At 66.0% G+C, this 24,766-nt stretch carries 27 protein-coding genes and 3 tRNA genes; 13 read left to right on the top strand and 17 right to left on the bottom strand.

Annotated features, from left to right (window positions below; all coding sequences use genetic code 11):
- Positions 1-205 precede the first annotated feature (205 nt).
- From CupriaWKF_RS23215 to CupriaWKF_RS23180, 8 genes are all read right to left on the bottom strand, one after another.
- Positions 206-574 (bottom strand): hypothetical protein, encoded by a 369-nt coding sequence (locus tag CupriaWKF_RS23215; protein WP_276103076.1) that lies wholly within the window; start codon positions 572-574, stop codon positions 206-208.
- Between the two features lie 204 nt (positions 575-778).
- Positions 779-2,161, bottom strand: a complete 1,383-nt coding sequence (locus CupriaWKF_RS23210) for a DUF1214 domain-containing protein (RefSeq protein WP_276103075.1) — start codon at positions 2,159-2,161, stop codon at positions 779-781.
- 144 nt (positions 2,162-2,305) lie between these two features.
- Positions 2,306-3,133, bottom strand: a complete 828-nt coding sequence (locus CupriaWKF_RS23205) for a class I SAM-dependent methyltransferase (RefSeq protein ID WP_276103074.1) — start codon at positions 3,131-3,133, stop codon at positions 2,306-2,308.
- Between the two features lie 190 nt (positions 3,134-3,323).
- Positions 3,324-4,664 (bottom strand): sorbosone dehydrogenase family protein, encoded by a 1,341-nt coding sequence (locus tag CupriaWKF_RS23200; protein ID WP_276103073.1) that lies wholly within the window; start codon positions 4,662-4,664, stop codon positions 3,324-3,326.
- Between the two features lie 123 nt (positions 4,665-4,787).
- Complete coding sequence (locus tag CupriaWKF_RS23195) at positions 4,788-5,492, bottom strand: glutathione S-transferase N-terminal domain-containing protein (RefSeq protein ID WP_276103072.1); 705 nt, start codon at positions 5,490-5,492, stop codon at positions 4,788-4,790.
- Between the two features lie 315 nt (positions 5,493-5,807).
- A tRNA-Thr gene (locus CupriaWKF_RS23190) sits at positions 5,808-5,882 on the bottom strand.
- Positions 5,883-5,901: 19 nt separating this feature from the next.
- Positions 5,902-5,977: transfer RNA gene (locus CupriaWKF_RS23185), tRNA-Gly, on the bottom strand.
- Between the two features lie 6 nt (positions 5,978-5,983).
- Positions 5,984-6,059, bottom strand: a tRNA-Asn gene (locus CupriaWKF_RS23180).
- A 523-nt stretch (positions 6,060-6,582) separates the two neighbouring features.
- Here CupriaWKF_RS23180 and pip point away from each other — a divergent pair.
- On the top strand, positions 6,583-7,536 hold the full coding sequence (pip, locus tag CupriaWKF_RS23175; protein WP_276103071.1) for a prolyl aminopeptidase: 954 nt from the start codon (positions 6,583-6,585) through the stop codon (positions 7,534-7,536).
- Between the two features lie 13 nt (positions 7,537-7,549).
- Here pip and CupriaWKF_RS23170 read toward each other — a convergent pair whose 3' ends face one another.
- From CupriaWKF_RS23170 to CupriaWKF_RS23150, 5 genes are all read right to left on the bottom strand, one after another.
- A complete protein-coding gene (locus CupriaWKF_RS23170) occupies positions 7,550-8,203 on the bottom strand; it encodes a glutathione S-transferase family protein (RefSeq protein WP_276103070.1) in 654 nt (217 codons plus the stop codon).
- A 25-nt stretch (positions 8,204-8,228) separates the two neighbouring features.
- Positions 8,229-8,720, bottom strand: coding sequence for an NAD(P)H-dependent oxidoreductase (locus tag CupriaWKF_RS23165; protein ID WP_276103069.1), 492 nt, complete (start codon positions 8,718-8,720; stop codon positions 8,229-8,231).
- Positions 8,721-8,777: 57 nt separating this feature from the next.
- Positions 8,778-9,506 carry an MBL fold metallo-hydrolase gene (locus CupriaWKF_RS23160; protein ID WP_276103068.1) on the bottom strand — a complete coding sequence of 243 codons (729 nt, stop codon included), beginning with the start codon at positions 9,504-9,506 and terminating at the stop codon, positions 8,778-8,780.
- A gap of 2 nt (positions 9,507-9,508) precedes the next feature.
- On the bottom strand, positions 9,509-10,123 hold the full coding sequence (locus CupriaWKF_RS23155; protein WP_276103067.1) for a TetR/AcrR family transcriptional regulator: 615 nt from the start codon (positions 10,121-10,123) through the stop codon (positions 9,509-9,511).
- A 138-nt stretch (positions 10,124-10,261) separates the two neighbouring features.
- The gene (locus tag CupriaWKF_RS23150) at positions 10,262-11,185 is read right to left on the bottom strand and encodes a LysR family transcriptional regulator (protein ID WP_276103178.1); all 924 of its coding nucleotides are present in this window, start codon (positions 11,183-11,185) and stop codon (positions 10,262-10,264) included.
- A 110-nt stretch (positions 11,186-11,295) separates the two neighbouring features.
- Between CupriaWKF_RS23150 and CupriaWKF_RS23145 the strand changes: the two genes are divergently transcribed.
- Positions 11,296-12,039, top strand: coding sequence for an SDR family oxidoreductase (locus CupriaWKF_RS23145; RefSeq protein ID WP_276103066.1), 744 nt, complete (start codon positions 11,296-11,298; stop codon positions 12,037-12,039).
- A gap of 150 nt (positions 12,040-12,189) precedes the next feature.
- The gene (locus CupriaWKF_RS23140) at positions 12,190-13,167 is read left to right on the top strand and encodes an ABC transporter substrate-binding protein (RefSeq protein ID WP_276103065.1); all 978 of its coding nucleotides are present in this window, start codon (positions 12,190-12,192) and stop codon (positions 13,165-13,167) included.
- Positions 13,168-13,177: 10 nt separating this feature from the next.
- Here CupriaWKF_RS23140 and CupriaWKF_RS23135 read toward each other — a convergent pair whose 3' ends face one another.
- Complete coding sequence (locus CupriaWKF_RS23135; protein ID WP_276103064.1) at positions 13,178-13,540, bottom strand: mechanosensitive ion channel protein MscS; 363 nt, start codon at positions 13,538-13,540, stop codon at positions 13,178-13,180.
- 473 nt (positions 13,541-14,013) lie between these two features.
- On the opposite strand from CupriaWKF_RS23135, the gene CupriaWKF_RS23130 reads away from it, so the two are divergent.
- Positions 14,014-16,452: a DUF3772 domain-containing protein gene (locus CupriaWKF_RS23130; RefSeq protein WP_276103063.1), complete on the top strand. Its 2,439-nt coding sequence runs from the start codon at positions 14,014-14,016 to the stop codon at positions 16,450-16,452.
- A gap of 20 nt (positions 16,453-16,472) precedes the next feature.
- Here CupriaWKF_RS23130 and CupriaWKF_RS23125 read toward each other — a convergent pair whose 3' ends face one another.
- Entirely contained in the window at positions 16,473-16,850 is a 378-nt protein-coding gene (locus CupriaWKF_RS23125) for a cytochrome c family protein (protein ID WP_276103062.1), read from the bottom strand.
- Positions 16,851-17,053: 203 nt separating this feature from the next.
- Between CupriaWKF_RS23125 and CupriaWKF_RS23120 the strand changes: the two genes are divergently transcribed.
- The gene (locus CupriaWKF_RS23120) at positions 17,054-17,479 is read left to right on the top strand and encodes a TOBE domain-containing protein (protein ID WP_276103061.1); all 426 of its coding nucleotides are present in this window, start codon (positions 17,054-17,056) and stop codon (positions 17,477-17,479) included.
- Between the two features lie 131 nt (positions 17,480-17,610).
- Positions 17,611-17,802, top strand: a complete 192-nt coding sequence (locus CupriaWKF_RS23115; RefSeq protein ID WP_276103060.1) for a YjfB family protein — start codon at positions 17,611-17,613, stop codon at positions 17,800-17,802.
- Between the two features lie 80 nt (positions 17,803-17,882).
- Here CupriaWKF_RS23115 and CupriaWKF_RS23110 read toward each other — a convergent pair whose 3' ends face one another.
- Entirely contained in the window at positions 17,883-18,008 is a 126-nt protein-coding gene (locus CupriaWKF_RS23110) for a hypothetical protein (RefSeq protein ID WP_276103059.1), read from the bottom strand.
- A gap of 373 nt (positions 18,009-18,381) precedes the next feature.
- Here CupriaWKF_RS23110 and CupriaWKF_RS23105 point away from each other — a divergent pair, with 373 nt between their 5' ends.
- The 3 genes from CupriaWKF_RS23105 (at position 18,382) to CupriaWKF_RS23095 (ending at position 19,406) form a co-directional block, all read left to right on the top strand.
- On the top strand, positions 18,382-18,699 hold the full coding sequence (locus CupriaWKF_RS23105; RefSeq protein ID WP_276103058.1) for a hypothetical protein: 318 nt from the start codon (positions 18,382-18,384) through the stop codon (positions 18,697-18,699).
- A gap of 72 nt (positions 18,700-18,771) precedes the next feature.
- The gene (locus CupriaWKF_RS23100; protein WP_276103057.1) at positions 18,772-19,023 is read left to right on the top strand and encodes a DUF1488 domain-containing protein; all 252 of its coding nucleotides are present in this window, start codon (positions 18,772-18,774) and stop codon (positions 19,021-19,023) included.
- 29 nt (positions 19,024-19,052) lie between these two features.
- Complete coding sequence (locus CupriaWKF_RS23095) at positions 19,053-19,406, top strand: hypothetical protein (protein ID WP_276103056.1); 354 nt, start codon at positions 19,053-19,055, stop codon at positions 19,404-19,406.
- A 161-nt stretch (positions 19,407-19,567) separates the two neighbouring features.
- On the opposite strand, the gene CupriaWKF_RS23090 is transcribed toward CupriaWKF_RS23095, so the two are convergent.
- Complete coding sequence (locus CupriaWKF_RS23090; RefSeq protein WP_276103055.1) at positions 19,568-20,830, bottom strand: glutamate carboxypeptidase; 1,263 nt, start codon at positions 20,828-20,830, stop codon at positions 19,568-19,570.
- A 156-nt stretch (positions 20,831-20,986) separates the two neighbouring features.
- Here CupriaWKF_RS23090 and CupriaWKF_RS23085 point away from each other — a divergent pair, with 156 nt between their 5' ends.
- The 4 genes from CupriaWKF_RS23085 (at position 20,987) to CupriaWKF_RS23070 (ending at position 24,653) form a co-directional block, all read left to right on the top strand.
- The gene (locus CupriaWKF_RS23085; RefSeq protein ID WP_276103054.1) at positions 20,987-22,060 is read left to right on the top strand and encodes a helix-turn-helix domain-containing protein; all 1,074 of its coding nucleotides are present in this window, start codon (positions 20,987-20,989) and stop codon (positions 22,058-22,060) included.
- Positions 22,061-22,235: 175 nt separating this feature from the next.
- A complete protein-coding gene (gene amrS / locus CupriaWKF_RS23080; RefSeq protein WP_276103053.1) occupies positions 22,236-23,336 on the top strand; it encodes an AmmeMemoRadiSam system radical SAM enzyme in 1,101 nt (366 codons plus the stop codon).
- A 146-nt stretch (positions 23,337-23,482) separates the two neighbouring features.
- Positions 23,483-24,061 (top strand): elongation factor P, encoded by a 579-nt coding sequence (locus CupriaWKF_RS23075; protein ID WP_276103052.1) that lies wholly within the window; start codon positions 23,483-23,485, stop codon positions 24,059-24,061.
- Between the two features lie 265 nt (positions 24,062-24,326).
- On the top strand, positions 24,327-24,653 hold the full coding sequence (locus CupriaWKF_RS23070) for a hypothetical protein (protein ID WP_276103051.1): 327 nt from the start codon (positions 24,327-24,329) through the stop codon (positions 24,651-24,653).
- Positions 24,654-24,766: the final 113 nt, after the last annotated feature.

The following is a 24,766-nucleotide window of genomic DNA, read 5'->3' as shown; positions in this document are numbered from 1 at the left end:
CGCGGACGCCCGCCCAGCCGGCCATTGCGCCTGGCGGCGGCTGCCTTCTCCGGGCTGGCACTGGCGCCGCCGCGGCGGCCCATATCGGCGGCCATCCACCGCCGCGAGCCAAGAGCGAAGCGAAGCGGGATGGACCGGCGGGATGCCATGCGCCATGCGGCGGCGTGGCTGCCAACCATACCATGGCCCCAGCGCATCGCGTGCGTCACTTACCCCTCGGCGCCGCGGCGGCGGGCATGGCTGCCGGCACGGCACGCACAGGCCCCATCGGCAACGACGTGCCTGGCAGCTCCACTCGCGTCATCCCCGTGCGTGACGGCCGCATCGGTGCCATGCCTTCGGCGGGATGCAGGGCCTGGCCGTTGTCGTAGCCGGTGGCCACGGACTCCAGGTAGCCCGGCGGAAACTTCTGTTCCGGCGTGACGGCGGATGGCACGGGCAACGTGCCTTGTGCCAGCGCCACGCTGTTCGCGCACAGCCCCAGCACACGCAGCAGGATGATGGCGCGCCGTACCTGGCGCAGTACAGTACGGGCGCCCGGCGGCTCGCCTCGGGATTCGGAAGGGGTCGTCATCACGGTTCTCCAGGGGGCCATTGCTCCGGTTGGGACATCGAGCACGGCGTTGCGCTCGACGCTCGATCCGCAATGACCGTGCCACGCGCCGGATCACCCGTGTGGCGTGCATTGCGCCACTTGCCGGGACCTGGAAGAACGAACGGCGCCAACAGGCGCCGTTTGCGGTGTTGGCCTTGAACCAACAACCGGAACGCGAGGCTGCTAGCGGGCGCGCACCATGGGCGGCGGATACCAGTTGCCCCCGGCCACGGCGGCATCCGGCCCATAGGTACGGAAGGTCAGGTGGTAGTCCTGCCCGCCCGGCGTGGGCAGCCAGTTGGCATCCGGCGCACCGGCCGGCCTGGTCGGCGCGAAGTACAGGGTCAGCGAACCGTCCTTGCCATATTGCAGGTTCGATTCCTTGTTGAGCAGGTACCGCTTCTTCGGGTTCTCCATCACGCGGAAGTTGACGGCGTCGACCGCGATCACGGACCAGAAGTACCGAACGTGGCCAGCTGGGAGGTCGGCCTTCGGGAAAGTCATGGCGTAGGCATTGGCGCCATTGAGGCGGTTTCCCTCGCCATCCGTGGCACCCTGGAAATACACCACCTCTTCCGCGGTATTCGCCCAGATGCCGCCGAAGTTGATGCGCGACCTCGCCTTGTAGTCGTCACCATACTGGCCGATGACCGCCGGGCGCGTCCAGCCATCGCGCCGGACACCGAGTTCCGTGGTCATCGACTGCATGAACTGCGGGATTGCCTTGTCCCGGATCACGCGGTCGACGCGTTCGCGCCCGGCCGGGTCGGCTGCCACCTCCGCCGCGATTTGCCGCACGCGCGCCTGCAACGGTTCCATGCCGGGATTGATGTCAGGTTCAGAATCGAGCGCCGCGGCGGCCGCATCAAACGCCTCCACCCCAGGCAGCCGCGTGTTGGCAAAAACCGGCGTGGCCGGCACCGGATCGATACGCGGCGTGCCCGTCATGCGGATCTGGATCTGGCGCTGCAACTGCACTGCCTGCTTGCGGTTCTTGCCGATCTCCACACGCGCCAGGACCCTGGCCGTCCTGCCCGGCAGGTCGATGCGGCGAATGTCGGGCTGCAATGGCACGCCGGCCCCCTTCAGGCATAGTCCATAACGGCTTGCCGCCCGCTGCGGATAGTTGCGCTCGTTGATATTGGCAACCGTCTCGCCCCAGCCATTGAGGATCTGCACGGTGTAGTAGCGCCCCTTGATCAGCGGCACGCTGAGGACGATGCAGGTACGCTCGTCCACGCCGATCCATGCCTCGCTGTAGACCACGTCCAGGTTCGGGTTGGCCCAGCTCACACCGCCGACGTCGCGGTGAAGCATCTCGTTCCAGCGGAAACCCTCCTTCTGGAAATCGAGCTGCTCCTGGCGCAGCACCAGCAGCCGTCCGAGCAGATAGACATAGGCGTCGGCCACGTCCTGGTCGGCAGCGGCAGCGGCAGCGGCAGCGGCAGCGGCAGCGGCAGCGGCAGCGGCAGCGGTATCGGGCACCGGTGCTGCCTCTTGCTTGCAAGCGCATGCTGACAGCAGCGCGGCAACCGTGATGGTCAACAGGACTGCGTGAGGTCGCATACGCGTCTCCGGTCGATGGCTCGGAACCCGACAGATTGCGCCAGCTCACGGCACCGCGCAATGCCCGATTGCGCCGGATATGCGCCTTAACACACAATACCGCGCGGCCGCTGCCCGCCATCACGCATGTGCGGCCGCCCGGCCCTACGCAGGCTTGACCGCCCATGCCAGCACGGCCGGCATGGGCACGACAAAGTCATTGCCTTTCATATAGGCCGCTACCGTGCCGCGCAGCACGGCGCGAATCTCGTCGCGCGCCTTCGGACTTTGCGCGCGCAGCGTGGCCGCGGCGCGCACCGTGCCTTGCGCCAGCGCGTCAAAGAGCTGGTCCGGCGTGGAGAAACGCCACTGCTGCGGCACCTGGCGGCAAGCCGCCGCGGTAAAGCCCGCGCCCTGCAAAGCGGTGATGCATTGCGACGGGTCGCTGAACTGGAAGAAATTGGGACCGGCCGGCAGCCCCACATCCATCGAACCATAGGCCCGGATCGCGGCATACACCGCGCCGAAGCCAATGGCGCGTTCCGGCGCGTCCCACACCGTGAAGCCAATGCGCCCGCCGGGACGCAGCACGCGAAAGGCTTCGCGCAGGGCCTGGTCGGGATCGGTGAGGTGGCACATGCCGAAGCCATTGACTACGGCATCGAAGCTGCCTGCCTCGAAGGGCAGGTCCTGTGCATCGGCTTGCTCGAAGCGCAAGCCGGGATGGGTCTTGCGCGCCAGCTCCACCTGGGCCGCGGAGAAATCAATGCCGACGGTGTCCGCGCCGCGCCGCGCCGCTGCCGCCGCAACGTAGCCGGCGCCGCTGGCTACGTCCAGCACGTGCTGGCCGCTGGCAACCTGGACACTGTCCAGCAAGGCATCGACCGATTGCGTGGTGACGACTGTGAGTTGCTCGTGGTAACGGCTGACAACCCCGGGATCTTCCCAGCCGGCCAGCTCGAAATCACGGAAACTCTCCCCCGTGTGATCCATTGCACCCTCCCTTGGCGAAAAGTCGCTGCGGGGCGCTGGACTGCCGCCCATTCTGGCAACGCGTGCCCTCCCGGGCGCGTCATCGCCAGATAAGCGAAGTATAGTCACCACGGGCCCGTCGGTCAGCAGGGTGTGCAAGGCATCCGGTGCGGACACCACCGGGCTGGTTATGGCACGCCAAGACGGAGCGTCAGCGCGCTCCGCTCACGCGCCACACGGTATTGCCGACATCGTCCACGACCAGCAGTCCGCCGCGCTTGTCGATGGCGACACCGACCGGGCGGCCCTGCGCATCGCCACTCTGGTCGATGAAGCCGCTCAGCACGTCGAACGGCGCGCCACTGGGACGGCCGTTGTCAAACGGCACGAAGATCACCTTGTAGCCGGCCAGCGGCTTGCGGTTCCACGAACCGTGCTGGCTAACGAACATGCCGTGCTGGAACCGGGCAGGCAGGCTGTTGCCAGACGCCGCTGTCATGCCCAGCGAGGCCGTGTGCGCGCCGACCGCATAGTCCGGCACGATCGCCCTGGCGACCATGTCCGGCGCCGCGGGCTTGACGCGCTCATCCACATGCTGGCCGTAGTAGCTGTAGGGCCAGCCATAGAAGCCGCCGTCCCTGACCGAGGTGATGTAGTCCGGCACCAGGTCGCTGCCGATCTCGTCGCGCTCGTTGACCGAGGTCCAAAGCGCGCCGGTCGTGGGCTCCCACGCCATGCCACTGGGATTGCGCAGGCCGCTCGCGAACACGCGATGCTGCCCGGTCGCGCGGTCGACTTCCCAGATGGCCGCGCGCCCCGCTTCCTTGTCGATGCCGTTCTCGCCAACATTGCTGTTCGAACCCACGGTCACATACAGCTTGCTGCCATCAGGGCTGGCGATGATGTTCTTGGTCCAGTGGTGGTTGATGGGACCGTCGGGCAAGTCCACCACCTTCTGCGCCGGCGCCGTGATGCTGGTCTGCCCCGGCTGGTACGGAAAGCGCAGCACGGCATCGGTATCGGCCACGTAGAAGTCATTGCCGACCAGCACCATGCCAAACGGCGAGTGCAGATCCTTCAGGAATACCGAGCGCACGTCGGCCACGCCGTCGCCGTTGGTGTCACGCAGCAGCGTGATGCGGTTGGCGCTGGGCGTGCCGGCCCCTGCGCGCGCCAGCACCTTCTTCATGATCCAGCCGCGAATGCCCTTGCTGTCGTCGGGCTTGGGCGGTGCGTTGGTCTCGGCGACGAGCACGTCGCCGTTGGGCAGCACGTAGACCCAGCGCGGGTGGTCGAGCTTGCCGGCAAAGGCCACCACGGACAGGCCCTCGGCGGCCGTCGGCTTTGCGCCGTCGGCCCAGCCCTTCGCCGGTGCTATATGGATGGTCGGAATGGCAGTCTTGTTCGGTGGCGGCAATTGCGGCGTGGGGCCGAAGCCCGCTTCCGAAGGAAGCTTCGCCGATTCACCGCACCCGGCAAGGACCACGGCAACAGCGAACGCGGCAATGGCGCGCGCACGTGAGTGCAACACGGGATAGCGTGGCTGCGGCATGGCGCCACCTCCGGTCAAAGCGGTCTGCCTTGACTATAGGTGCGCCCCCGGAACGTCTCTGTCAGTGCAGGCGGATCGCGCTGTAGGACATTGCCCGACAAGCGCGCCTGCGCACCGCGAGCATCAGCCGCGATGCGGCGTATCGAGGCCCTTGATCACGGCCGGCCTGGCCACGAATGCTTCCAGCGCGCGCGTCACGTGCGGGAAATCGGCAATGCCCACCAGCTCACCGGCCTCGTAGAAACCGAGCAGGTTGCGCACCCACGGGAAGGTGGCGATATCGGCAATGGTGTAGTCCTGGCCCATGATCCACGGCCGGTCGGCCAGCCGCTGGTTCAGCACGTTGAGCAGTCGGCGGCTTTCGGCCACATAGCGGTCGCGCGGGCGCTTGTCCTCGTAATCCTTGCCGGCAAATCGATTGAAGAAGCCCACCTGGCCGAACATGGGCCCGATGCCGCCCATCTGGAACATCACCCACTGGATGGTCTCGTACCGGCCCGCGGCATCGGTGGGAATGAGCTTGCCGGACTTGTCGGCCAGGTACAGCAGGATGGCGCCCGATTCCCACAACGGCAGCGGCTTGCCGCCCGGGCCATCGGGATCGATGATGGCCGGGATCTTGTTGTTGGGATTGAGCGAAAGGAACTCCGGCGACAACTGGTCGTTATGGTCGAAGCGCACCAGGTGCGGCTCGTAGGGCAGGCCGGTTTCCTCCAGCATGGTCGACACCTTCACGCCGTTGGGCGTGGGCAGCGAATAGAGCTGGATGCGGTCAGGATGCTGCGCGGGCCATTTGCGGGTAATGGGGAAGGCGGACAGGTCGGACACGTAGACTCCTGGCGAATGACGCCGCCGCGTGCGCGGCCGCGCCTAAAGTCCCGATGATAAACCGCGCCTGCCGCCTGTGCAGGCGGCACCGCGATCGTATTGCACTTGCCGCTGCCGAGCTTGCTCTGCGACACGACAGCGTCAGGCTGCATCGCGCGACGAACTTCAGCGACTCGTACGGCATGGCGTGCTGGCCGGAAAGCGTCAACGGTCAACGCCAGGCGTCAGAGGAAAACCAGAAGAAGAAAAACGGAAAACCCGGCAGAAGACCGGAAAGACGAATAGACGAAAAGCGGGCGAACGGAATAGCGGAGGTGGTGCCCATGGGCAGGATCGAACTGCCGACCTCTCCCTTACCAAGGGAGTGCTCTACCACTGAGCCACATGGGCGACGTCCGGTGCAGGGCACTGGAGCGGGAGACGAGTCTCGAACTCGCGACCTCAACCTTGGCAAGGTTGCGCTCTACCAACTGAGCTACTCCCGCGTTGTTTGGCTCCCCGACCTGGGCTCGAACCAGGGACCTACGGATTAACAGTCCGGCGCTCTACCGACTGAGCTATCGGGGAACAACGCTTCCTCGTTGAGAGGAGGCCGGATTGTACAACGATGGACCGGCAGGGTGTCAAGGGATGCGCCGCAATTTTTTTGGTTCTTCGCCGGATTGCGGGGGATGGGTAATGATGGGGTTGTCGTGCTTGGCATGCGCTGCTGTTTCGCCGGCGTAGCCGGCGACCTACTTCTTGTCCGAGCGACAAGAAGTAGGCAAGAAGCGCGTTTACTTGCCCTAACGGGCGAATATTGATCGTAGCGTGCTGACGGTGCTGTACGGGTATGGGCTTCAGAGTGTGCCTGGCTGCCTGCCGCGTGGTGCGCGTGCGTCGGTAGGCTTTCGAACAATGATTGAACGAGCCCCGAAACTGTCCGTGGCCCCTGCTGCTGCAGGTATCGCATCATCGCCTTCGGCTGCGCTGCGCGCGGCTCAGTGGTCCGGGCACACAGGCCGCAGGCCTTGGACGAGCGCCCGCGCAGCCTCATGACCACACCCGATCCGGCGCTACACTCTCCCACTACGCACCCGGAGCCCATCCCATGCCAACCCTGCGCACTCTCTACCCCGCCATCGAACCCTACGCCACCGGCACGCTCGATGTCGGCGACGGCCATGTCATCTACTACGAGCGCGTCGGCACGCCCGGCGCCAAGCCGGCGGTGTTCCTGCACGGCGGCCCCGGCGGCGGCATCAGCGCCGACCACCGGCGGCTGTTCGATCCCGCCCGCTACGACGTACTGCTGTTCGACCAGCGCGGCTGCGGCCGCTCCACGCCGCACGCTGGCCTGGAGGCGAATACCACATGGCATCTCGTGGACGATATCGAACGCCTGCGCGAACTCGCGGGCGTCGGGCGCTGGCTGGTGTTCGGCGGGTCCTGGGGTTCCACGCTGGCGCTGGCCTATGCGCAGAAGCACCCGCAGCGCACCAGCGAGCTGGTGCTGCGCGGCGTCTATACCGTGTCACAGGCCGAGCTGGACTGGTACTACCAGTTTGGCGTGTCGGAGATGTTCCCGGAGAAATGGGCGCGCTTCCAGGCGCCTGTCCCGCAAGCGGAACGCGGCAACATGATGGCCGCCTATCGCAAGCTGCTGACGGGCGACGACCATGAAAAGCAGTTGGAGGCGGCACGCGCCTGGAGCGTCTGGGAAGGAGAGACCATCACCCTGCTACCCGACGCCGGCAACAGCGCCAAGCACGACGACGCGCATTTCGCGCTGGCGTTCGCGCGGCTGGAGAACCATTACTTCACGCACCGCGCCTGGCTGGAAGACGGACAGCTGTTGCGCGACGCCCATCGATTGGCGGGCATCCCCGGCACGATCGTGCATGGCCGCTACGACATGCCCTGCCCCGCGCGCTACGCGTTTGCGCTGCACCAGGCATGGCCCGACGCCGACTTTCACCTGATCGAAGGCGCCGGGCACGCGTGGACCGAGCCCGGCATCCTCGACCAGCTTATCCGCGCAACGGACCGCTTCGCGCAGTGCTGATATCCCCCCGGCCTCAGTCGCGGTCTGGCGCACCCGGCGGAAACAGCTTCCGGTAGGGCCGCGCCTCGTCCACCACGCGGGCGAACGCCGGACGGGCCAGCAGCCGGCTGCGATAGCCCCGCACATTGGCGAGCGCGGGACCGATCGGGTGGACCCAGTCGGCATAAAACAGCGACGGCGCCGCGGCGCAATCGGCCAGCGTGAACGCGCCCCCGGCAGCCCACTCGCGCCCCGCGAGCGCACCGTCCAGCCACTGGTAGGCGGTGTCGAGCAGCTTCCTGGCATCGGCGACGCCCGACGCATCGCGCTGCGCGGGCGCGCGGAGGTAGTCGAGCACGATGCGCTGCATCGGCGTCATGACGTAGTTGTCGAAGAAGCGGTCCATCATGCGGACTTCGAGCGCGGCATCCGGGTCCTGCGGAACCCAGTGCACGGGGCCGCGATGGTGCGTGTCGAGATACTCGATGATGATGCTCGACTCCATGACGCTGCGCCCGGCATCGACCAGCAAGGGCATGCGCTGCAGCGGCCAGAGCTCGGCGTGCTCGGCAAGTACGTCGGCGTGGTCCGGCGACAGCATGCGCCATTCGAACGGTATGCCGTTCTCGTACAGCGCGATCAGGACTTTCTGGCAGTACGAGGAAAACGGGTGCGCATACAGCTGCATGGTTGTCTCCGGGGTGATGGATCGATCAGAACACGCCTAGCGCAAGGCCGGCGGCGAGACCGGCGCCCATCTCGGCGCAGCGCTCCAGCTCGTCGGCGCCGATCTGCTTGGGCGCGAGGATGCGTTCGGGCGTCTGCGCGTGCGTGCAGACGATCAAACCCGGCACCACGCTTTTCAGGCGCCAGCCGGTCGCGATGCGCTCGATCTGCCGCAGCGCGTTCTGCCCGTCGCTGCCCGCGCAGATCATGACCGCGTAAGGACGGCCGTTTACGCGGTCGAGCGCGGCGTAGTAGCAGCGATCGAAGAAATCCTTCATCAGGCCGGACATGGCGGCCAGGTTCTCCGGCGTCGCGAACAGGTAGCCGTCGGCGGCCAGCACATCGTCCGGCCCCGCCTCCACCGCACGCCGCAGGCTGACCGTGACGCCCTCCTGCTGAGCCGCGGCGTCGGCGGCGGCCCGGGCCATCTGTCCGGTGCCGCCAGTCATGGTGTGGTAGACGATCAGCAGGGTCTTCATTCGTGCACGCTCGTGCTTGCCGTGTTGGGGCGACTGTAGCACGCGCGTGCGCGCCGCCTACCGCTGCGCCAGCCGCTCGGACAGGCGTGCCAGCAGCGCCGCGCCATCGCCGCGCCACGCGCTGCCATGCATGCACGCCAGCGTGGCAGGATGCAGGTCGGCCAGGCGCCGCAGGTGCATGCCGGTGTCCGGGCTGTGCGCGTAGTAGTCCATCTGCAGGCGGAAGGCCTCGCTCGCTTCGAGGATGTCTTCTTCCGTGAGCGGCGGGTTGCCATCGCCGGGCTGCGTGAACAGGTCACCGCACAGCAGCGTGCGCGTGGTTTCTTCGAAAGCCATCGAGCACTCCCAGCCATGCGGCACATGCGGCGTGGCCAGCCAGCGGATACGGTGCGAGCCCAGGCTGATGACTTCGCCATCCGCCATGGCCCGGGCCGGCCGCATGGCGATATCGTTGACCGACACCATGGCGGCGATCTGCCCGCACAGCGGCACGGCATCCGGCGCCAGCGCCAGGAAGTCGTTGAGCGTGCCGCACTCGTCGGACTCGACGTGCGAGAAGCCGACATAGGCCAGCCGCGACACCGGCATCACGCGTTCGATTGCCTCGCGAACCTGCCCGAACAGCTTGCGCGGACCCGTGTGGTAGAGCAATGGCCTGTCATCCACCACCAGGTACTGGTTGAAGGAAAAGCCGCCCGGCATGTCCTGCGGCGGGACGGGCGTGGAGATGCGGTAGATGCCGCCGGCAATCTCGTCGACGGTGGTGGCGGGTCCGGTGTGTTCCATGTTCACGTCCGCTCTTTCCGCCGGGGCAACCCGGCCATCACGCATTGCAGGGCATGCCCTGCAGCTTCGCTGACCCGCTCGGGGTCATGCAGCAATCCGGTCAGCCGCTGCCACGCGGGGTAGTCGAGGATGACCATGGCCAACGCGAACGTCCTGTCATCGACGCGCGCGCCGGCAACGCGCTCCAGTACCTGGCGCACGAGCTCCCCGGTCTGGCTGCGGCCGGCTTCCGCGATCTGCGCGAGCGCGGGCAGCATTTGCGCATCGCGCGGCATCCATCGCATCCACGGGTCCATGTACGCGTACTGGCCGTGCAGCATGTCGACCAACCCCTGCATCAGCGCGCTGCTGTCGCGCAGGCCGAGCAATGCCTGCACATCGACGCGCGGCGCCTGCTCCGCCACCATTCCCGTGCAATGCGGCAGCAAGGCCTCGCGCGAGGGAAAGTGCTTGTAGACGGTAGCGACCGAAACGCCGGCCGCGTGCGCGATCTCGGCATGCGTGGTCGCGAGCGCGCCCTTCTCGGCATGCAGCGCCACCGTGGCCGTGACAATCCTGCGGATAGTGTCGGCTTCCATCTCTTTGCGCAGAGTGTTGTCGTAGGCTCGCGGACTCATGGGCCTTTGCTGACCGGGTTCGACTGGTATTGGATATAGAAGGTCTATACCCAAATGGCAAGGCGAAAAAACGACACCGGGCGCCGCACGGACACCCGGTGTCGCTTCATTGCATGGGCGCGCAGCTTGCGTGAATCATCAGCGCCCGTCGAAGCGCCCCGCCAGCCCCTTCGTACGAAACGCGTCGACCACGAACTCGATGAACACGCGCGTGCGGGCCGGCAGCAATGTGCGGCTCGGATAGTAGAGCGAGATCGGGCCATTGTCGGCATACCAGCCGGGCAGCAACCGCATCAGCGCACCGCTCTCCAGGCGCGGCGCCGCGTGCGGCATGGGCAGCAGCGCAATGCCCAGCCCGTGCATGGCGGCGTGGGCCATGGCTTCCGGATCGTCGAAGATCAGCCGCGCGCGGTGTTCGGCCGGTGCCTGCTCGCCGACCTGGTTGCGCAAGGTCCACGCACGCAGGCGTCCGGTGGCACCCGAGCGCCGCACAATGCCATCGAATGCGGCCAGGTCGGACGGGTGCCGGGGCAACGGCCGTCCCTTCATGTATGCCGGCGATGCCACCGCTACCACGTGGGTGTGCGCCAGTTCGCGCGCGACCACGCCCTCGGTCAGCTCGATGCCGCCGCCAATGGCCGCATCGAAGCCGTCTCGAATCAGGTCGGTCGGCCGGTTCTCAAAGTGCCAGTCGGGCACGATGGCCGGATACCGCGCAAGGAATTCGCCCAGCAGCGGCACCAGGTATTCGCGCCCGAACGCCAGCGCCATGCTGACCTTGAGCACGCCAGCCGGCTTGCCGGCGTCCTGGGCCGCTCCGGCAAACGCATTGCGCAGTGCCGAGTAGGGGTCGGACACCTGCGTGAAGAACTGCTCCCCGCCCGTGGTCAGCGTCAGCCGCCGCGTACTGCGGTGGAACAGGCGCAGGCCCAGGTGCCGCTCCAGGCGCGCCACGTTCTTGCTGACGGCCGCCGGCGTGAGCCCGAGCCGGCGCGCCGCCGCCGAAAAACTGCCGGTCTCGGCACTCTGGACGAAGGATTCAAGCAGGTTGAGGGCTTCCATGCCCACCAGCTTATACCAGTGGTTGAAAAACATGATCCGCACTGGTAGGGGAATGCACTAGCCATACTTCCGTGCACCACCCCCTTGATCCTTTCAGGAGCACAAACATCATGAGCACACCTCTTTCCGGCAAGGTTGCATTCGCTACCGGCGGCGCACGTGGCATTGGCGCCGCGGTAGTTCGCCGCCTGGCACGCGAAGGCGCGGACGTGGCCTTCACCTATCAGAGTTCGGGCGCCGGCGCGCAGGAGCTGGCGGAATCGATCCAGGCTGCCGGCGGACGCGTCAAAGCCTTCCATGCCGACGCGGCGGACGCGGCCTCGCTGGCGCGCGCTGTCGACGATGCGGCAAGCCATTTCGGCAAGATCGACATCCTGGTCAACAACGCCGGCGTGCTGCTGCTGGGGCCGGTCGACAGCTTCCCGCTCGAGGACTTCGACAAGACCCTGGCCGTGAACGTGCGCGCGGTGTTCGTGGCGGCCAGGGCAGCCCTGCCCCACATGGGCGAAGGCGGCCGCATCATCAACATCGGCAGCTGCAATGCGGACCGGATTCCGTTCGCCGGCGGCAGCGCGTATGCCATGAGCAAGGCCGCACTGAAGGGCCTGGTGCAGGGCATGTCGCGTGATCTCGGGCCCAGGGGCATTACCGTGAACAACGTGCAGCCCGGCCCGACCAATACCGACATGAATCCCGAGCACACCGACTTTGCCAGCTCGCTACACGGCCTGATGGCCTTGCAGCGCCACGCGGATCCGGACGAGATCGCCGGCATGGTGGCCTACCTCGCCAGCCCGGAAGCAGGCTTTGTCACCGGCGCCAGCCTGAACATCGACGGCGGCTTCAGCGCCTGACGGCACGCCACTGCCTTCGCGGGGATAAGGGTCCTCCGCCCGCCGCATAAGGAAGCGCGGAGATATTCGTTAGTGCAGGGCAGCGCCCGGGTTACGGTTGCGTGCTGAGCGGGCTGGCTCCAGCCCCATGATCCCCAGGCACGCACACCGATGACTGCATCCCGACGACAATTCCTCCGCTATGGCACGGCGGCCACCGCCGCCATCGCCACCGACACCCTGCGGCTTGCCGCCTTCCCTGGCGCCGGGTCCGCACGCGCGCAGGGCCGTCCGCTGCTGAAGGCAGGCGACCAGAAAGGCGGCCTGCGCGCGCTGCTCGAATCCGCCGATGGCCTGCGCGGACTGTCCTACGACATCCAGTGGACCGAGTTCCCCGCCGCCGCGCCGCTCGCTGAAGCGCTCAATGCGGGCGCGGTCGACTGCGGCCCGATCGGCGATGCGCCGGCCATTTTCGCGCTGGCCGCGGGCACGCGCATCCGCCTGGTCGGCGCCAACCGCTCCGACCCCTATGGCACAGCGATCCTGGTGCGGCCCGACTCCGCGCTGAAGACCGCGGCGGACCTGAAGGGCAAGAGCATTGGCACCAACCGCGGCTCGATCGGGCATTTCGTCGCGCTCAAGGCGCTGGAATCGGCCGGGCTGCGGCCGGAGGATGCCAACATCCGCTTCCTGCCGCCCGCCGATACCAAGCTGGCGCTGGCGAGCGGCTCCGTCGACGCGTGGGCCACGTGGGAGCCCTATACCGCCATGGCGGAAACCAGCGGGCATGCGCGCGTGCTGGTCAGCGGGCGCGGCTTATGGTCTGGCCTGAGCTATCTCGCCGCCACCGACGCTGCGCTGGCGGCAAAACGCGCCGTGCTGGCCGATTTCCTGCAGCGCGTGGTGCGCGCGCAGGCCTGGTCCTACCAGCACGTGCCCGAATTCTCGGCGACGCTGGCGCGCATCATCGGCATTTCGCCGGAGGCTGCGCGCCTGCAGTTCGAACGCCGGCGGACGCAGTGGCAAAAGATCGACGATGCCGTCATCGCCGAGCAGCAGCGCACTGCCGACTTCTACCTGAAGGCCGGCCTGCTCAAGCAGCGGCTCGACGCACGCGCAACCTTCGACACGGGCTTCGCCATCGCCTGATGGTCAATGGTCAATAGCCGTAGCTGACCGGGGCTTCATAGTAGTAGCCGTGCGGCTGCGGGGCGCAAGGCACGTAGCCGCCGACATCGTCGCGATAGCAGTAGCCCGGCGGGACGGCCGGCGCGGCATAGCTCACGCGGGCCGGCGGCGCATAGGCAACCGGTGCCGGCGCATAAGCGACCGGCGCGGCCACGACTGGCCCGGAGGCAACCGCCGCGCCGAATGCCAGGCCGACCAGCGCGCCAAGGGCCAGCGCCACGCCGGCCTGAGAGCCGCCGCCATGGTGATAGCGTTCATGCGCCGACGCCGGCCCGGCAGCCAGCAAGGCCAGAGACACGGCGGCAGCGGAAGCGATACGGATTGAGGGGCGCATGTCTGACTCCTGTTCAGGTACTGATGTCGTGATGCCATCATGCACAGGAAACCCGCGCTCAGGTGTTTCCGCGCAGGCCCGCAGTTGTTAGCGTTGTAACGCGCGCTTCCCCTCGTAACGGACAATTACATTGTTCTCGCCGCCGCACTGCGCATAGGGGCCCGTGTGATCTGAACGCTTTCGTATAATCTCGGCTCGGCGTCCAGATCCCCAGCCAACTGGCCGCCCTGCTCCAGCCGGCTTGCCGCGCGCCAGACAGGCCCGACGGCGGCCCGTGCGCGCTTGCCGCGCTGCGCTGGTCAATTTCGTGGAAGCGGCTTGCCCGCCATGCGGCAGCGCTTCCTGTGTTCGTCTTCCGCGCCCCCGGAACCATCCGCACCCTCAGGCCCTTGTTCCCCGCCGTCCGGCATACCGGACTTGCCGGAGCCTTCACAGCGATTTCCGGGCGGCCACGTCTCAACGTGAATCCGCCAATGCGCAGACTATCCTGGCTCGCCCTGAGCCTTGTGCTGACAGCACTGTTCCACCTGATGCCGGCCGCCATGGCCGCCGACCCGGCGTCCGCGCCAGAAGCGGACCAGCCGCCGGCGCTGACGCACGCCGAGGCCATGGCCGAGCTCAAGCGCCTGCAGACCGAGCAGGACCGCATCAAGCAGTCCGCCTCGAGCGTCAACGGCAACACGCGGCTCGGCGAGATGGACGAGGCCCTGCACCAGCTCGCGACCGACGTCGACAAGCTGAAGGCCGCGCTGACACCGCAGCGCGCGCAGCTCCAGGCGCAGCTCGACGTGCTGGGGCCGCCGCCCGCGCCCGGCACCACGCCTGAAACGGCTGCGGTGGCACGGCAGCGCGCCGAGCTGAACGCGCGCAAGATCCAGCTCGACAACGCGCTGAAGCAGACGGTCGAGGGCAAGGAGAACATCGAGAACCTGAACGCCCAGCTCGCCAAGCTGCAGCGCAGCCGGCTGAAGGACCAGTTCGCGCTGCGCTCGGAGAGCATCCTGAACCCGCAGTTCTGGGCACCGCTGTTCACGCCGTCCGACGACGACAGCGCGCGCATGGCGGCGTTTGCGGATGAAGTCGTGCCGCTGATCGAGACGGCCTGGGAGCCCGGGCAACGCGCGGCCACGGCCCTGCTGCTGGTGCTGGCGCTCGCCATCTGGACGCTGGGCCGGCGCCTGGCCGAGCGCGCCGCCGCGTGGTTCTGCCTGACCTGCCTGCCCGAGAACCGCTTGCGGCGCAGCGCGCTGGCGCTGGCCACGGCACTCACCACGGTGGTCACGACCGCGCTCGCCGTGCAATTGGTCTACTACGCCTTCACGCGCAGTTACGAACCACCGGCGGACCTGCAGGACCTGTTGAGCCAGATGGCCAGGCTGATGCTGACCAGTGCGCTGATCGCGGGGCTTGGCCGCGCGCTGTTGTGCACGCACCATCCGTCGTGGCGGCTGCCGGCGCTGGCCGACCCGGTCGCGCTCGCGCTCAAGCCGTTCCCGCGCGCGCTGGCCGGGCTGTTGCTGCTGGCGGGCACGCTTGAACTGCTGAACCACATCGCCGACACCAGCGTGCCCTTCACGCTGCTGGGCCGCGGCCTGGTGTCGCTGGTGGTGGTGTTCACGATCGGCGCCGCGCTGCTGCGCGCCAACCGCGTGCGCAGCGGCCTGGCCGCGGCCGGCGAGCGCGCCGAGGCGCGCGCCACGCTGGCGGGCATGATCCACGCAGGCGTCACGCTCGCGGTCATCATTGCGCTCATCGCGCTGCTCGCGGGCTATGTCAGCTTTGCCCGCTTCGTGACCTACGAGCTGGTGTGGTTCGACATCGTGCTGTGCACGCTGTACCTGCTGACGCAGCTCACGCGCGACACGTTTGAAAACCTGCTCTCGCCGCAGCACGCCAGTGGCCGCGTGATCCGGCAGCTCTTCGGCATCGACGACATCCGGCTGGAACAGTCTTCGACGCTGCTGTCGGGCCTCGGCACGAGCTTGCTCACGATCATCGCCGTGATCGCGCTGCTGACCGGCGGCTTCGGCACCACGCCGGCCGAACTGCTCGACAGCCTGTTGACCGTGCTCGGCGGCGACAAGCTGCGCAGCTACAACATCATGCCCGAGCGCATCGTCAATGCCGTGGTCGCGCTGTCGGTCGGCATCTGGCTGCTGCGCTCGGTGCGGCGCTGGCTGGACGCCGAGCTGCTGCCGCGCATGTGCATGGAGCCAGGCCTGCGCGCGTCGCTCATCACGCTATTCAGCAATGTCGGCTATGTGCTGATCGTGCTGCTGACGCTGTCGCTGCTCGGCGTGAGGTGGGAGAACCTGGCGTGGATCGTCAGCGCGCTGTCGGTGGGGATCGGCTTCGGCCTGCAGGAGATCGTCAAGAACTTCGTGTCGGGCCTGATCCTGCTGACCGAACGCCCGGTGAAGGTCGGCGACATGGTCAGCATCGCCGGCGTGGAGGGCGACATCCGCCGCATCAACGTGCGTGCCACCGAGATCCAGCTGGGCGACCGCTCTACCGTGATCGTGCCCAATTCGCAGCTGATCTCGCAGAACGTGCGCAACGTGACCATGAGCCACAGCACGCAGGGCGTGGCCACGCTGCAGCTCACCTTCCCGCTGAACATCGATCCCGAGCAGGTGCGCGAGCTGCTGCTCGACGCCTACCTCGACAACGAAACGATCCTGGACCACCCCGTGCCATCGGTCACGTTCAGCCAGCTTGCGCCCAACGGCATTACGCTGAGCGTGACCGGCTACGTGTCCAACCCGCGCATTGCCGCATCCACAAAGAGCGACCTGCTGTTCGAGATCCTCAAGCGGCTGCGCGCCGCCGGCATCCCGCTGACCATGCCGCAGACGCTGCGCGTGGAAAACCTGGCGGGGATGACGGCGGAGACGCTGCTGCCGGCGCCCTAGCGCAAGGCGAGCGGCTATGGCTAACGGTAGGTCTGCAGGTATGCCAGCAGGTCGTCGATCTGCTGGTCATTGCCCAGGCCCCAGAAGCGCATGCGCGTCCCCGGCACGACCTTGCCGGGCGATTTGACGAAGGCGCGCAGGGTATCGGCTGTCCACACCACGCCGGAAGCGGTCATTTCCGGGGAATAGCGATAGTCGGCAGTGCTGCCCGCGCGCCGGCCGACGACGGCATTGAGTTGCGGGCCGAAACCGCCACGCGCGGACGGTCCTACGCTGTGGCAGGACGCGCAGCGGGTGGAGAACACTTCCTTGCCAGCCTGGACGTCGGCGGCGAAGGCGGGATGGGCAAGGACAAGGCAGGTCAGCGCCAGGACAAGGCGCGGTACAGCGTGATGCATGGGTCATGCTTGGAAAGCGCCCTGGGGGCAGCCCCGCATGATAGCGCAGCGCGAGCCATGCAATAGGCATTTGCGCTGCATTCCAGGTCCACATTCCACTCGCAATCCGCCTAGGCCGGCACATACTTTGGAGGGTGCTTGCCGCGCATCGGCGCGGTCGTCTGAGCCGGAACAGCGGGGCTCGCTCATCGGAGAAGAACAACATGATCACCAGTGCACGCAACCAGTTTTCCGGCGAAGTCGCCCAGGCCCGCCACGGCGCGGTCAATGACGAGGTCATCCTGCGCCTGGACGGCGGCCAGGAAATCGTCGCCACCGTCACCAGCGAGAGCGCGTCGCGCCTCGGGCTGGCAGCCGGAAAGAAGGCCACCGCGATGGTCAAGGCGACGTCGGTGATCGTCATGGTCGACGTGGATGTCAGCAAGGTCTCGGCCCGCAACGCGGTGAGCGGCAAGGTGTCGGACATCAGGAAAGGCGCCGTCAACACGGACGTGACCATTACCGACGACACCGGCCTGGCGATTTCCGCCATCATCACCAACAGCAGCGCCGACCGGCTCGGGCTGGCCGTGGGCAAGCCCGCGGCGGCGGTATTCAAGGCCTCGAGCGTGATTGTGGCGGTGGGCTGAGTCCGGCTGTGGCGCATGGCCCGCCCGCTCAAGCCCTGCCCCATTTCTGACGACAACCAGCATGCGGGATTCCCCGAAGCCATGCGTGACGGGGACCCCGTATCCGTTCAATCCTTTCAGGGACCAACAATATGAGTACCTCCCTCGTCAGCGCGGTGAGCGCTGCGGACACGGGCGCAGATCCGGTGTCGCTGCTGATGCTGCGCAAAACGCTGGACCTGCAGGCCCAGGGCGTGGCCAGCCTGGTGCAGGCCGCCACGGCGGCCGCACCGGTGGCCAGCAATCCACCCCATCTTGGCCAGAACATCGACGTGAAGGTCTGAGCTGACCGCCTCGCGGCGTCGCACGCGACGCCGCGGCAATGATGATGAGGCCCCGCCAATGCGGGGCCTCATCGCTTGTCTCACGGATCGAATTGCGGCGCCGGCCCGTCGCTGGTCGGCAGCGCATGCAGCATCCGCCAGCGCGGATTGCTGAAGTAGGCGTAGCGCGTATGCAGTCCGGATTCTCCCTTGCTGCGCGAGCGCATAAGCGTCGGGAACTGACCATGCGGGCGCCGCTTTTTCGCACGGGCTCATGAAAAGTCATTTGGTTGGAGCTTCCAAGCGCGTATGCTGAAGTTGCCATTTGGCAAACAACGCACCAGGAGCAAGCCATGGCCAAGAGTCAACTACGCAGCACTCGCGAAGCGAAGAAGCCCAAGCAGCCCAAGAAGCCGTCAGTGCCGGCAACCCCCTTCAGCACGGTTCATTCGAGGGTTGGAAACGAAGGTGTCGCCAAGAAAAAGACGTAACCGGTTGGCCGCGGATACGCGCCACAGTGATCACACGCAACTTGTAACGCTCACCTCAGGGAACTGATATCTCTACATTGAAAGCGCAGACCGCTTCGGGAGGCGCATCATGATCCATCACAATACGGATCCAACTTTTCGCGGACTTCCGCTCTCCGCCGAGCAAGACGCGGAAATTCGTCACTACCTGCGCAGGAAGGCCAGGCTGGGCAGGCCATGGAATACCCCAGAGCTGCGCGGGATGCTTGAGGACATGCTGATGCCGCCCAGTACCGAGGACGACGGCGAGAGCGACATCCCGCGCGACGCGTTTGCCGCCGCAGAGCGGGCCGCGGCGTTCGTCGACCAGGACATGGAGCCAATCGAGGCGTACGAGGAATTACATGCCGCGATGGAAGCCGAGAGCATGAAAGGAGATACGCAATAGCGGGGCGCACTTTGCGCTGGCAGCGTGCGTAGCGATCCGGCCTGTCAAAGGCATAGAACGTAGGACGAAAACATGGCACTTAGTTTTCCCAATCCCAGCCGCAGCTATGACGGGGCCAGGCATGGCGTATGGTTCTGGGGCTATGACAACGCACGCGAGATTGCCTTCATTGTGGACGACCGCGTACTGATGAAATTCGACTCGGCTCTCGGTTCCGACGAAGCCGGGGTGCTGGCCTCCTTCGACCGGCATCGCAACGAGATCCTGAAGATGGCCATGGACCTCTATGCCGAGGGGCCGCAGGTTCTTTACCTGCTGCACTAGGAGGTGTGCCAGTACTCCGGGAGATATTCATGCTGCTGCGCCGCCATGTATGCCTGCTCGCCTTACTCGCCAGTCTGACGCCCCTGTTCCATGGCCATGCGCAGACACAGCGGCCATCTCCGGCGGACGCCACGATCAACGACGCAATCTCTGACGCCGTGCGTGAGGGGTCATACCGGTTCCAGCCCACCCCCACGCAACCGCCTTCCCTTGATGAGCAGTGCAATCAGCTGGCCGAACAGATCGGCGAGACTCCGCGCCGCAGCTACCGCCCCTCGGGCGCGCCAGTCGAGAATAGCCAGGGCAATGAAATCTCCACCGTCGTGCGTGACCGGACGCGCAGGCAATTGCAGCGGGTGTATCAGGAAAAGTGTACGCAATAGGCTCGCCACGCTTGCCGCGCGGCTGTCCTGCGGAGTGAGTCGAGCGTTTGGACCTGCAGTACGCGAGGCCCCGGGGCCTTGAAGGCCCCGACATGACTTATCCGAAGCCCGCGTTGCCCTCCTTGAAAGCCGGTTCCGCAGAGCGTCTCGCACCTCTCCCATCAGTCGCGGGCAATTTCCCCCAGCATCCGCGTCATCAGGTAAAGCCGCGGCACGATGGAATCGAGTTCGATGTACTCATCACGGGCGTGAAAGCCGAAACCGGCCAGCCCCAGGCTTTCCAGGACCGCAGCCTTGCCCGAGCGTCCAGCGAAGCCAGCGTCGGTGCCACCGCCCGTGCCTTCCATCAGCGTCAGCTGGCGTGCCTCGAGCTCTGCATAGATTTCCTGCGCGCGCCTGGCCAATGCGCGACCGCGCGCATCCGCCACGAATGCCGGGCGGGACTCTCCCAGGCTGACAGTGACCTGTGTGTCTGGGATAAGGCGATCGGCATTGACCTTGTCCTGCAGCGCGACCTTGAGCTTCTCGGCAGTGCCGTTGGCCGTGAAACGCACGTCGCCATAGGCAACGGCGCTCTCGGGAATCTGGTTAAGTACCTTCCCCGCGGTGGCCTGGGTCCAGTTCAGTTGGGAACCCGGAACGAGTTTCGCCACGTCGCGCGTCTGCTGCAACTGGTGGGCGAGTTCAAGCAGAGCGTTGCGTCCGAGTTCCGGTGCCGCGCCGGCATGAGCAGAGCGGCCCTTGACCTCCATGGTGGCGGTGGCCGTGCCGGACGCGCCCAGCAGCACCGCCTCCGTTTTCATCACGGCCTTGGCGCCGGTGGGCTCGCATGACAGCACGACGTCGTGCTGGTCGGCCAGCGCGGAAATGATCTCGCCGGAGCCCACCGAGCCCACCTCCTCGTCGGGATTGAACAGGACGGTGACCTGCGCGTAGTCGCGCCAGCCCGTACCCTTCAGGATCTCCAGCGAATGCAGGATGACCGCGATACCCCCCTTGTCATCGGCGATGCCCGGGCCATATAGCCGGTTGCCTTCTTCACGGATCGGCTGGGTAGCCAGCGTGTTTGCCGGATAAACCGTGTCCATGTGAGCGATCAGCATGATGCGGCGCTTCCCCGTTCCGGTAAACGTGCCCTTGATGATGGTACCGGGGCCCTTCGTGGCGGGCAGCCGCTCCACCTGGGCGCCCAGCGCTTGCAGGCGCGTCCCGGTGTAGTCGGCCATCTGTGCCAGGCCTGCCGCGTTGGTGCTGCCGGACTCGATCGAGACCATCTCCTTGAGCGACTGCACTACCGCCGGCTGTGCGGCGCGGGCGGCTGCCAGCAGGCTCGCATCCGCCGTGCCGGCGGCCATCGCGCTGGATGTGGCAAGCGTCAGCGCAACGGCAGCAGCCGTGGCGAGCGGACGAAGGTGGAACGGCATGATGTCTCCTCGATGATCTTCGTGATGGTTGTGGGCCACGTCTTGCAGACGGGTGATCGCGAAGATGGTAGCCTTTGCGCGATCCGAGAAGCGGATCGATATCGCCATTCGCCGGTACGATTTCGCCATCAGCCGATGCCTGCCCCACCCAAAGCCATGTCAGCCCCCGCCACACCCGCGCCCTCCGGCCCTGCTCCGCTGCATGTGCGCCTGCTCTGGCTGCCGCAAGCCATGCCCGGCACGCTTTTCACCACGCTAGACGTGCTGCGCACTGTCGCCGGCCTGGCGCAGATGCAGCGGCCCGGCCACGCGCCATCACTGAGTTGGCAGCTGATTACCGGCAATGGACGCAATGTGTCACCGGGCTTGCCAGGCCTCGCATCCTCCCCGCCCCGCTCCCGCACCGCCGATGCCCGCACGCTCGTGGTCATTCCAGGCATCCTGGCCAGCAACGCCCCGCAACTGGACGCGATACTCTCGCGCGATGCCGTTTCGTTGCGCATGCTGCGGCGCCATGTCGATGCCGGCGGCTGGATCGCCGCAACGTTCTCGGGCATGGCTTATCCCTTGCAGATGGGGTTGCTCGACGGGGCCCGCGTGGGTGTGCCGTGGGTCTACCAGGGCTGGATGACACGCCGCTTTCCGGCCTGCGATTTCGCCACTGAGCAGCCGATGGGTGTGCACGCGCGCGTCTTTTCCTGCGTGGCGCCCGCGCTGCAGGTGGAATTCGTGCTGCGCGTGCTGGGCCACCTCTACGATCCCGACCTCGCACAGGCCGCCACGCAGGTGTTGCTCTGCCAGCCGGAACGCCAGCGCAGCGTGCCAGAACTGGTGTCGCAGCGCTGGCTGAGCGGCACCGCCGACAGCCCGGTGTACCGCGCCATCAGCTGGCTGCAGAACCATGTGGGAGAGCCGTACCAGCTGGACGCCGTGGCCCGTGCTGCCGTGGTCAGCGAACGCACGCTGCTACGGCATTTCCGCCAGGTAGTCGGACTCTCGCCACTGGACTACTTGCACACCCTGCGCGTCGAACGCGCCCGCATGCTGCTGGAAGTCACGCTTCATGGCACGCAGGCGATTGCCGAAGCTTGTGGCTACAGCGATGCGGCCGCATTGCGGCGCCTGTTCCAGCGCAAGATGGGCATGTCGATGTCGGACTACCGCGCGCGCTTTACGCTGCGCGCACGGCGGCGCTACTGGCGTGTAGAGAACGCCGAGCAGATCGGATAACACTAAGGCATGATGGAGGATCACCGAGTCCGATCCAACCGCCTCATCGCATCAGCCAAGACGGAGTCGTTTGAACTGAAGATCCCGCCGGCGGTCGTGGCGCTGGCAGTATTTTGCGCCCCGGCCGGGTGAGGAATGACAATGCAGGGCATGGCCCCTGTGCGGAGATGGAACCATGAACGATGCGCCCTCTCCAGCGCCCTATCCGGGAATGTATCCTGGGCGCTACTGGCATTTCCTGGACGACGGCCGCATGCAGTGCGACCTTTGCCCGCGCCACTGCCGCCTGCATGACGAGCAGCGCGGTGCCTGCTTCGTGCGCCAACGGCTTGGCGCCCGGATGCTGCTGACGGCCTATGGCCGCTCATCGGGCTTCTGCATCGACCCGATCGAAAAGAAGCCGCTCAATCACTTCTATCCGGGCAGCGCCGTCCTGTCGTTCGGCACGGCCGGCTGCAACCTGGCCTGCAAGTTTTGCCAGAACTGGGACATCAGCAAATCGCGGGAGATGGAGACCCTCGCCGATGCGGCAATGCCCGATGCCATTGCCAATGCAGCAGTAGCCCATGGCTGCAAGAGCGTGGCGTTCACTTACAACGACCCGGTGATTTTTGCCGAGTACGCCATGGACGTTGCCGATGCCTGCCACGAACTCGGCATCATGGCGGTGGCGGTGACCGCGGGGTATATGGGTGCGCAGGCCCGGCGCGATTTCTATGCCAAGATGGACGCGGCGAATGTCGACCTGAAAGGCTTTACCGATGCGTTCTATATTGCATTCACCGGCGCGCACTTGCAGCCGGTGCTGGAGACGCTCCAGTATCTGAAGCACGAAACCGATGTCTGGCTCGAGATCACGACGCTGCTGATCCCGGGCAAGAACGACGCAGATGAGGAGATACGCGCCGAAGCCCGGTGGATTGCAAGAGAACTGGGCACCGACATCCCGCTGCACTTCACGGGATTCCATCCCGACTACAAGATGCGCGACGTGCCACCGACGCCAATCTCCACCCTTGCGCATGCCCGCAAGCTCGCAATCGAGGAGGGTCTGCGCTATGTGTACACAGGCAACGTCCACGACACCGCAGGCGCAACCACCTACTGCCCTGCCTGCCGGACTCCGCTGATTGTGCGCGACTGGCACGCCATCGAAAACTATCGCCTCACGCCTACCGGCGCCTGCCCCGACTGTTTTGCATCGGTGGCAGGTCGCTTCGGGCATTTCGAGCGTCACTTCGGGCAGCGACGGATTCCTGTACACATCGGCTTGTAGGCCGATAGTCCGCCGCACAGCAACGCAATGGCCTGGCCAGGTTCGCCTGAAAGTGATCTGGCGCGGCCGCCGCCGAACCGTTGTTGGCTGTCCGCGGCAGTGCTAGGCTGGAGACGTCATCCTGCCACCCAGGCGGAGGCAAGCAAATGGTCGAAGCTTCCGGATTGAAGTCGGGCATGGTCATCATGCTTGAAGGCGAACTTCATGGTGTCGCGAGCGCCGGGTACCACGCTGGCGGGGGCCAGCAGGGGAGCGCGGTCTTTGCCAAGGTCAGGAACCTGAAGACTGGTCACGTCAAGGAGTTGCGGTTCCACCCGAGCGACAAGCTCGAAGAGGTCACGCTTGATCACAAGGAGATGGAGTACCTGTACACGGATGGTGTTGCCTTCTATTTCATGGATCCCAACACCTTTGAACAGATCAGTCTGCCGTCGGAAGCCATGGGTGCATACGAAAAATTCCTTCAGCCCAATATGCGATTTCCCATGCAGCTTTATGAGGGCGCGCCGCTAGCCATCGATTTCCCCGCTTCCGTCGAACTGACCATCGTATCCACGCCGCCCGGCCTGCACGAGCATCAAACCTCCAGCTTTAAGACTGCCACGCTCGAGAACGGCATGGAGGTTCTGGTTCCCCAATTCATCAAGGAAGGAGACACGGTACGTATCGAGGTCGCCTCAGGAAAATACCTGGAGCGCGTAAAGCGAGAGACGCGAAAATCGTGACGTCAGCGTTCCTTGCAATCCAGAGTGCTGGCCCGGCCCGCGTTGCTGTCGCCACTCCCACCCGGCAAACCTTTCCCAAGGACGCATCGGAGGCAGGCGAAAGATTATGAGCTAGACTAAAAAGGCGTCTTTCGCGTGCTCGGGTGCCGCTCTGACGCAAGTAAACGTCGCTGGCAGCCGACCGAAGCAGGCGAATGACGAAGCACGGGAACATACCGTCACCTTTGCCTGAATTCATCTGGAACTGATGTTCAAAGGGGGCATCATGTTACAAGCCAGCGAAATCCAAACGCGATTTACTCATCTGCAGCAAACCATCAGCGAGGCATCACGGATGTGCCACGCCGACTCGGCCCTTCCAAAGGATTTGATGACCTGGATGGACGAGCTCGATAAGGAATGCAAATCCGCAACGAAGGCCATGTCCTCCAAGGACGAGGATCGCATCCGGCAGTGCGTCGATGATCTCGAACGGATCGGCGACCGTGCCGAGCGTGCTTGCCAGCAGGCCGGCGGGCTCGACACCAAGATCAAGGACGCAGTCACTTCGATGCATTCGGAACTATCCGACCTGAAGCGTCAATTGCACTGACCCACCTGACGGCGCCGGCCCAACCCGCCGGCGCCGTTTCCATTTCGGCGTCGCCAGACGCTCAGCAACGCTTCCCTCCGGCGTGCGGCCAGGCGCTCCCGTGTAACTGGCGC

It is taken from the genome of Cupriavidus sp. WKF15 (genome assembly GCF_029278605.1).
Taxonomy (GTDB): domain Bacteria; phylum Pseudomonadota; class Gammaproteobacteria; order Burkholderiales; family Burkholderiaceae; genus Cupriavidus.
The sequence above is the reverse complement of the archived record's forward strand: the minus strand, read 5'-3'. Positions and strand labels throughout refer to the sequence as shown.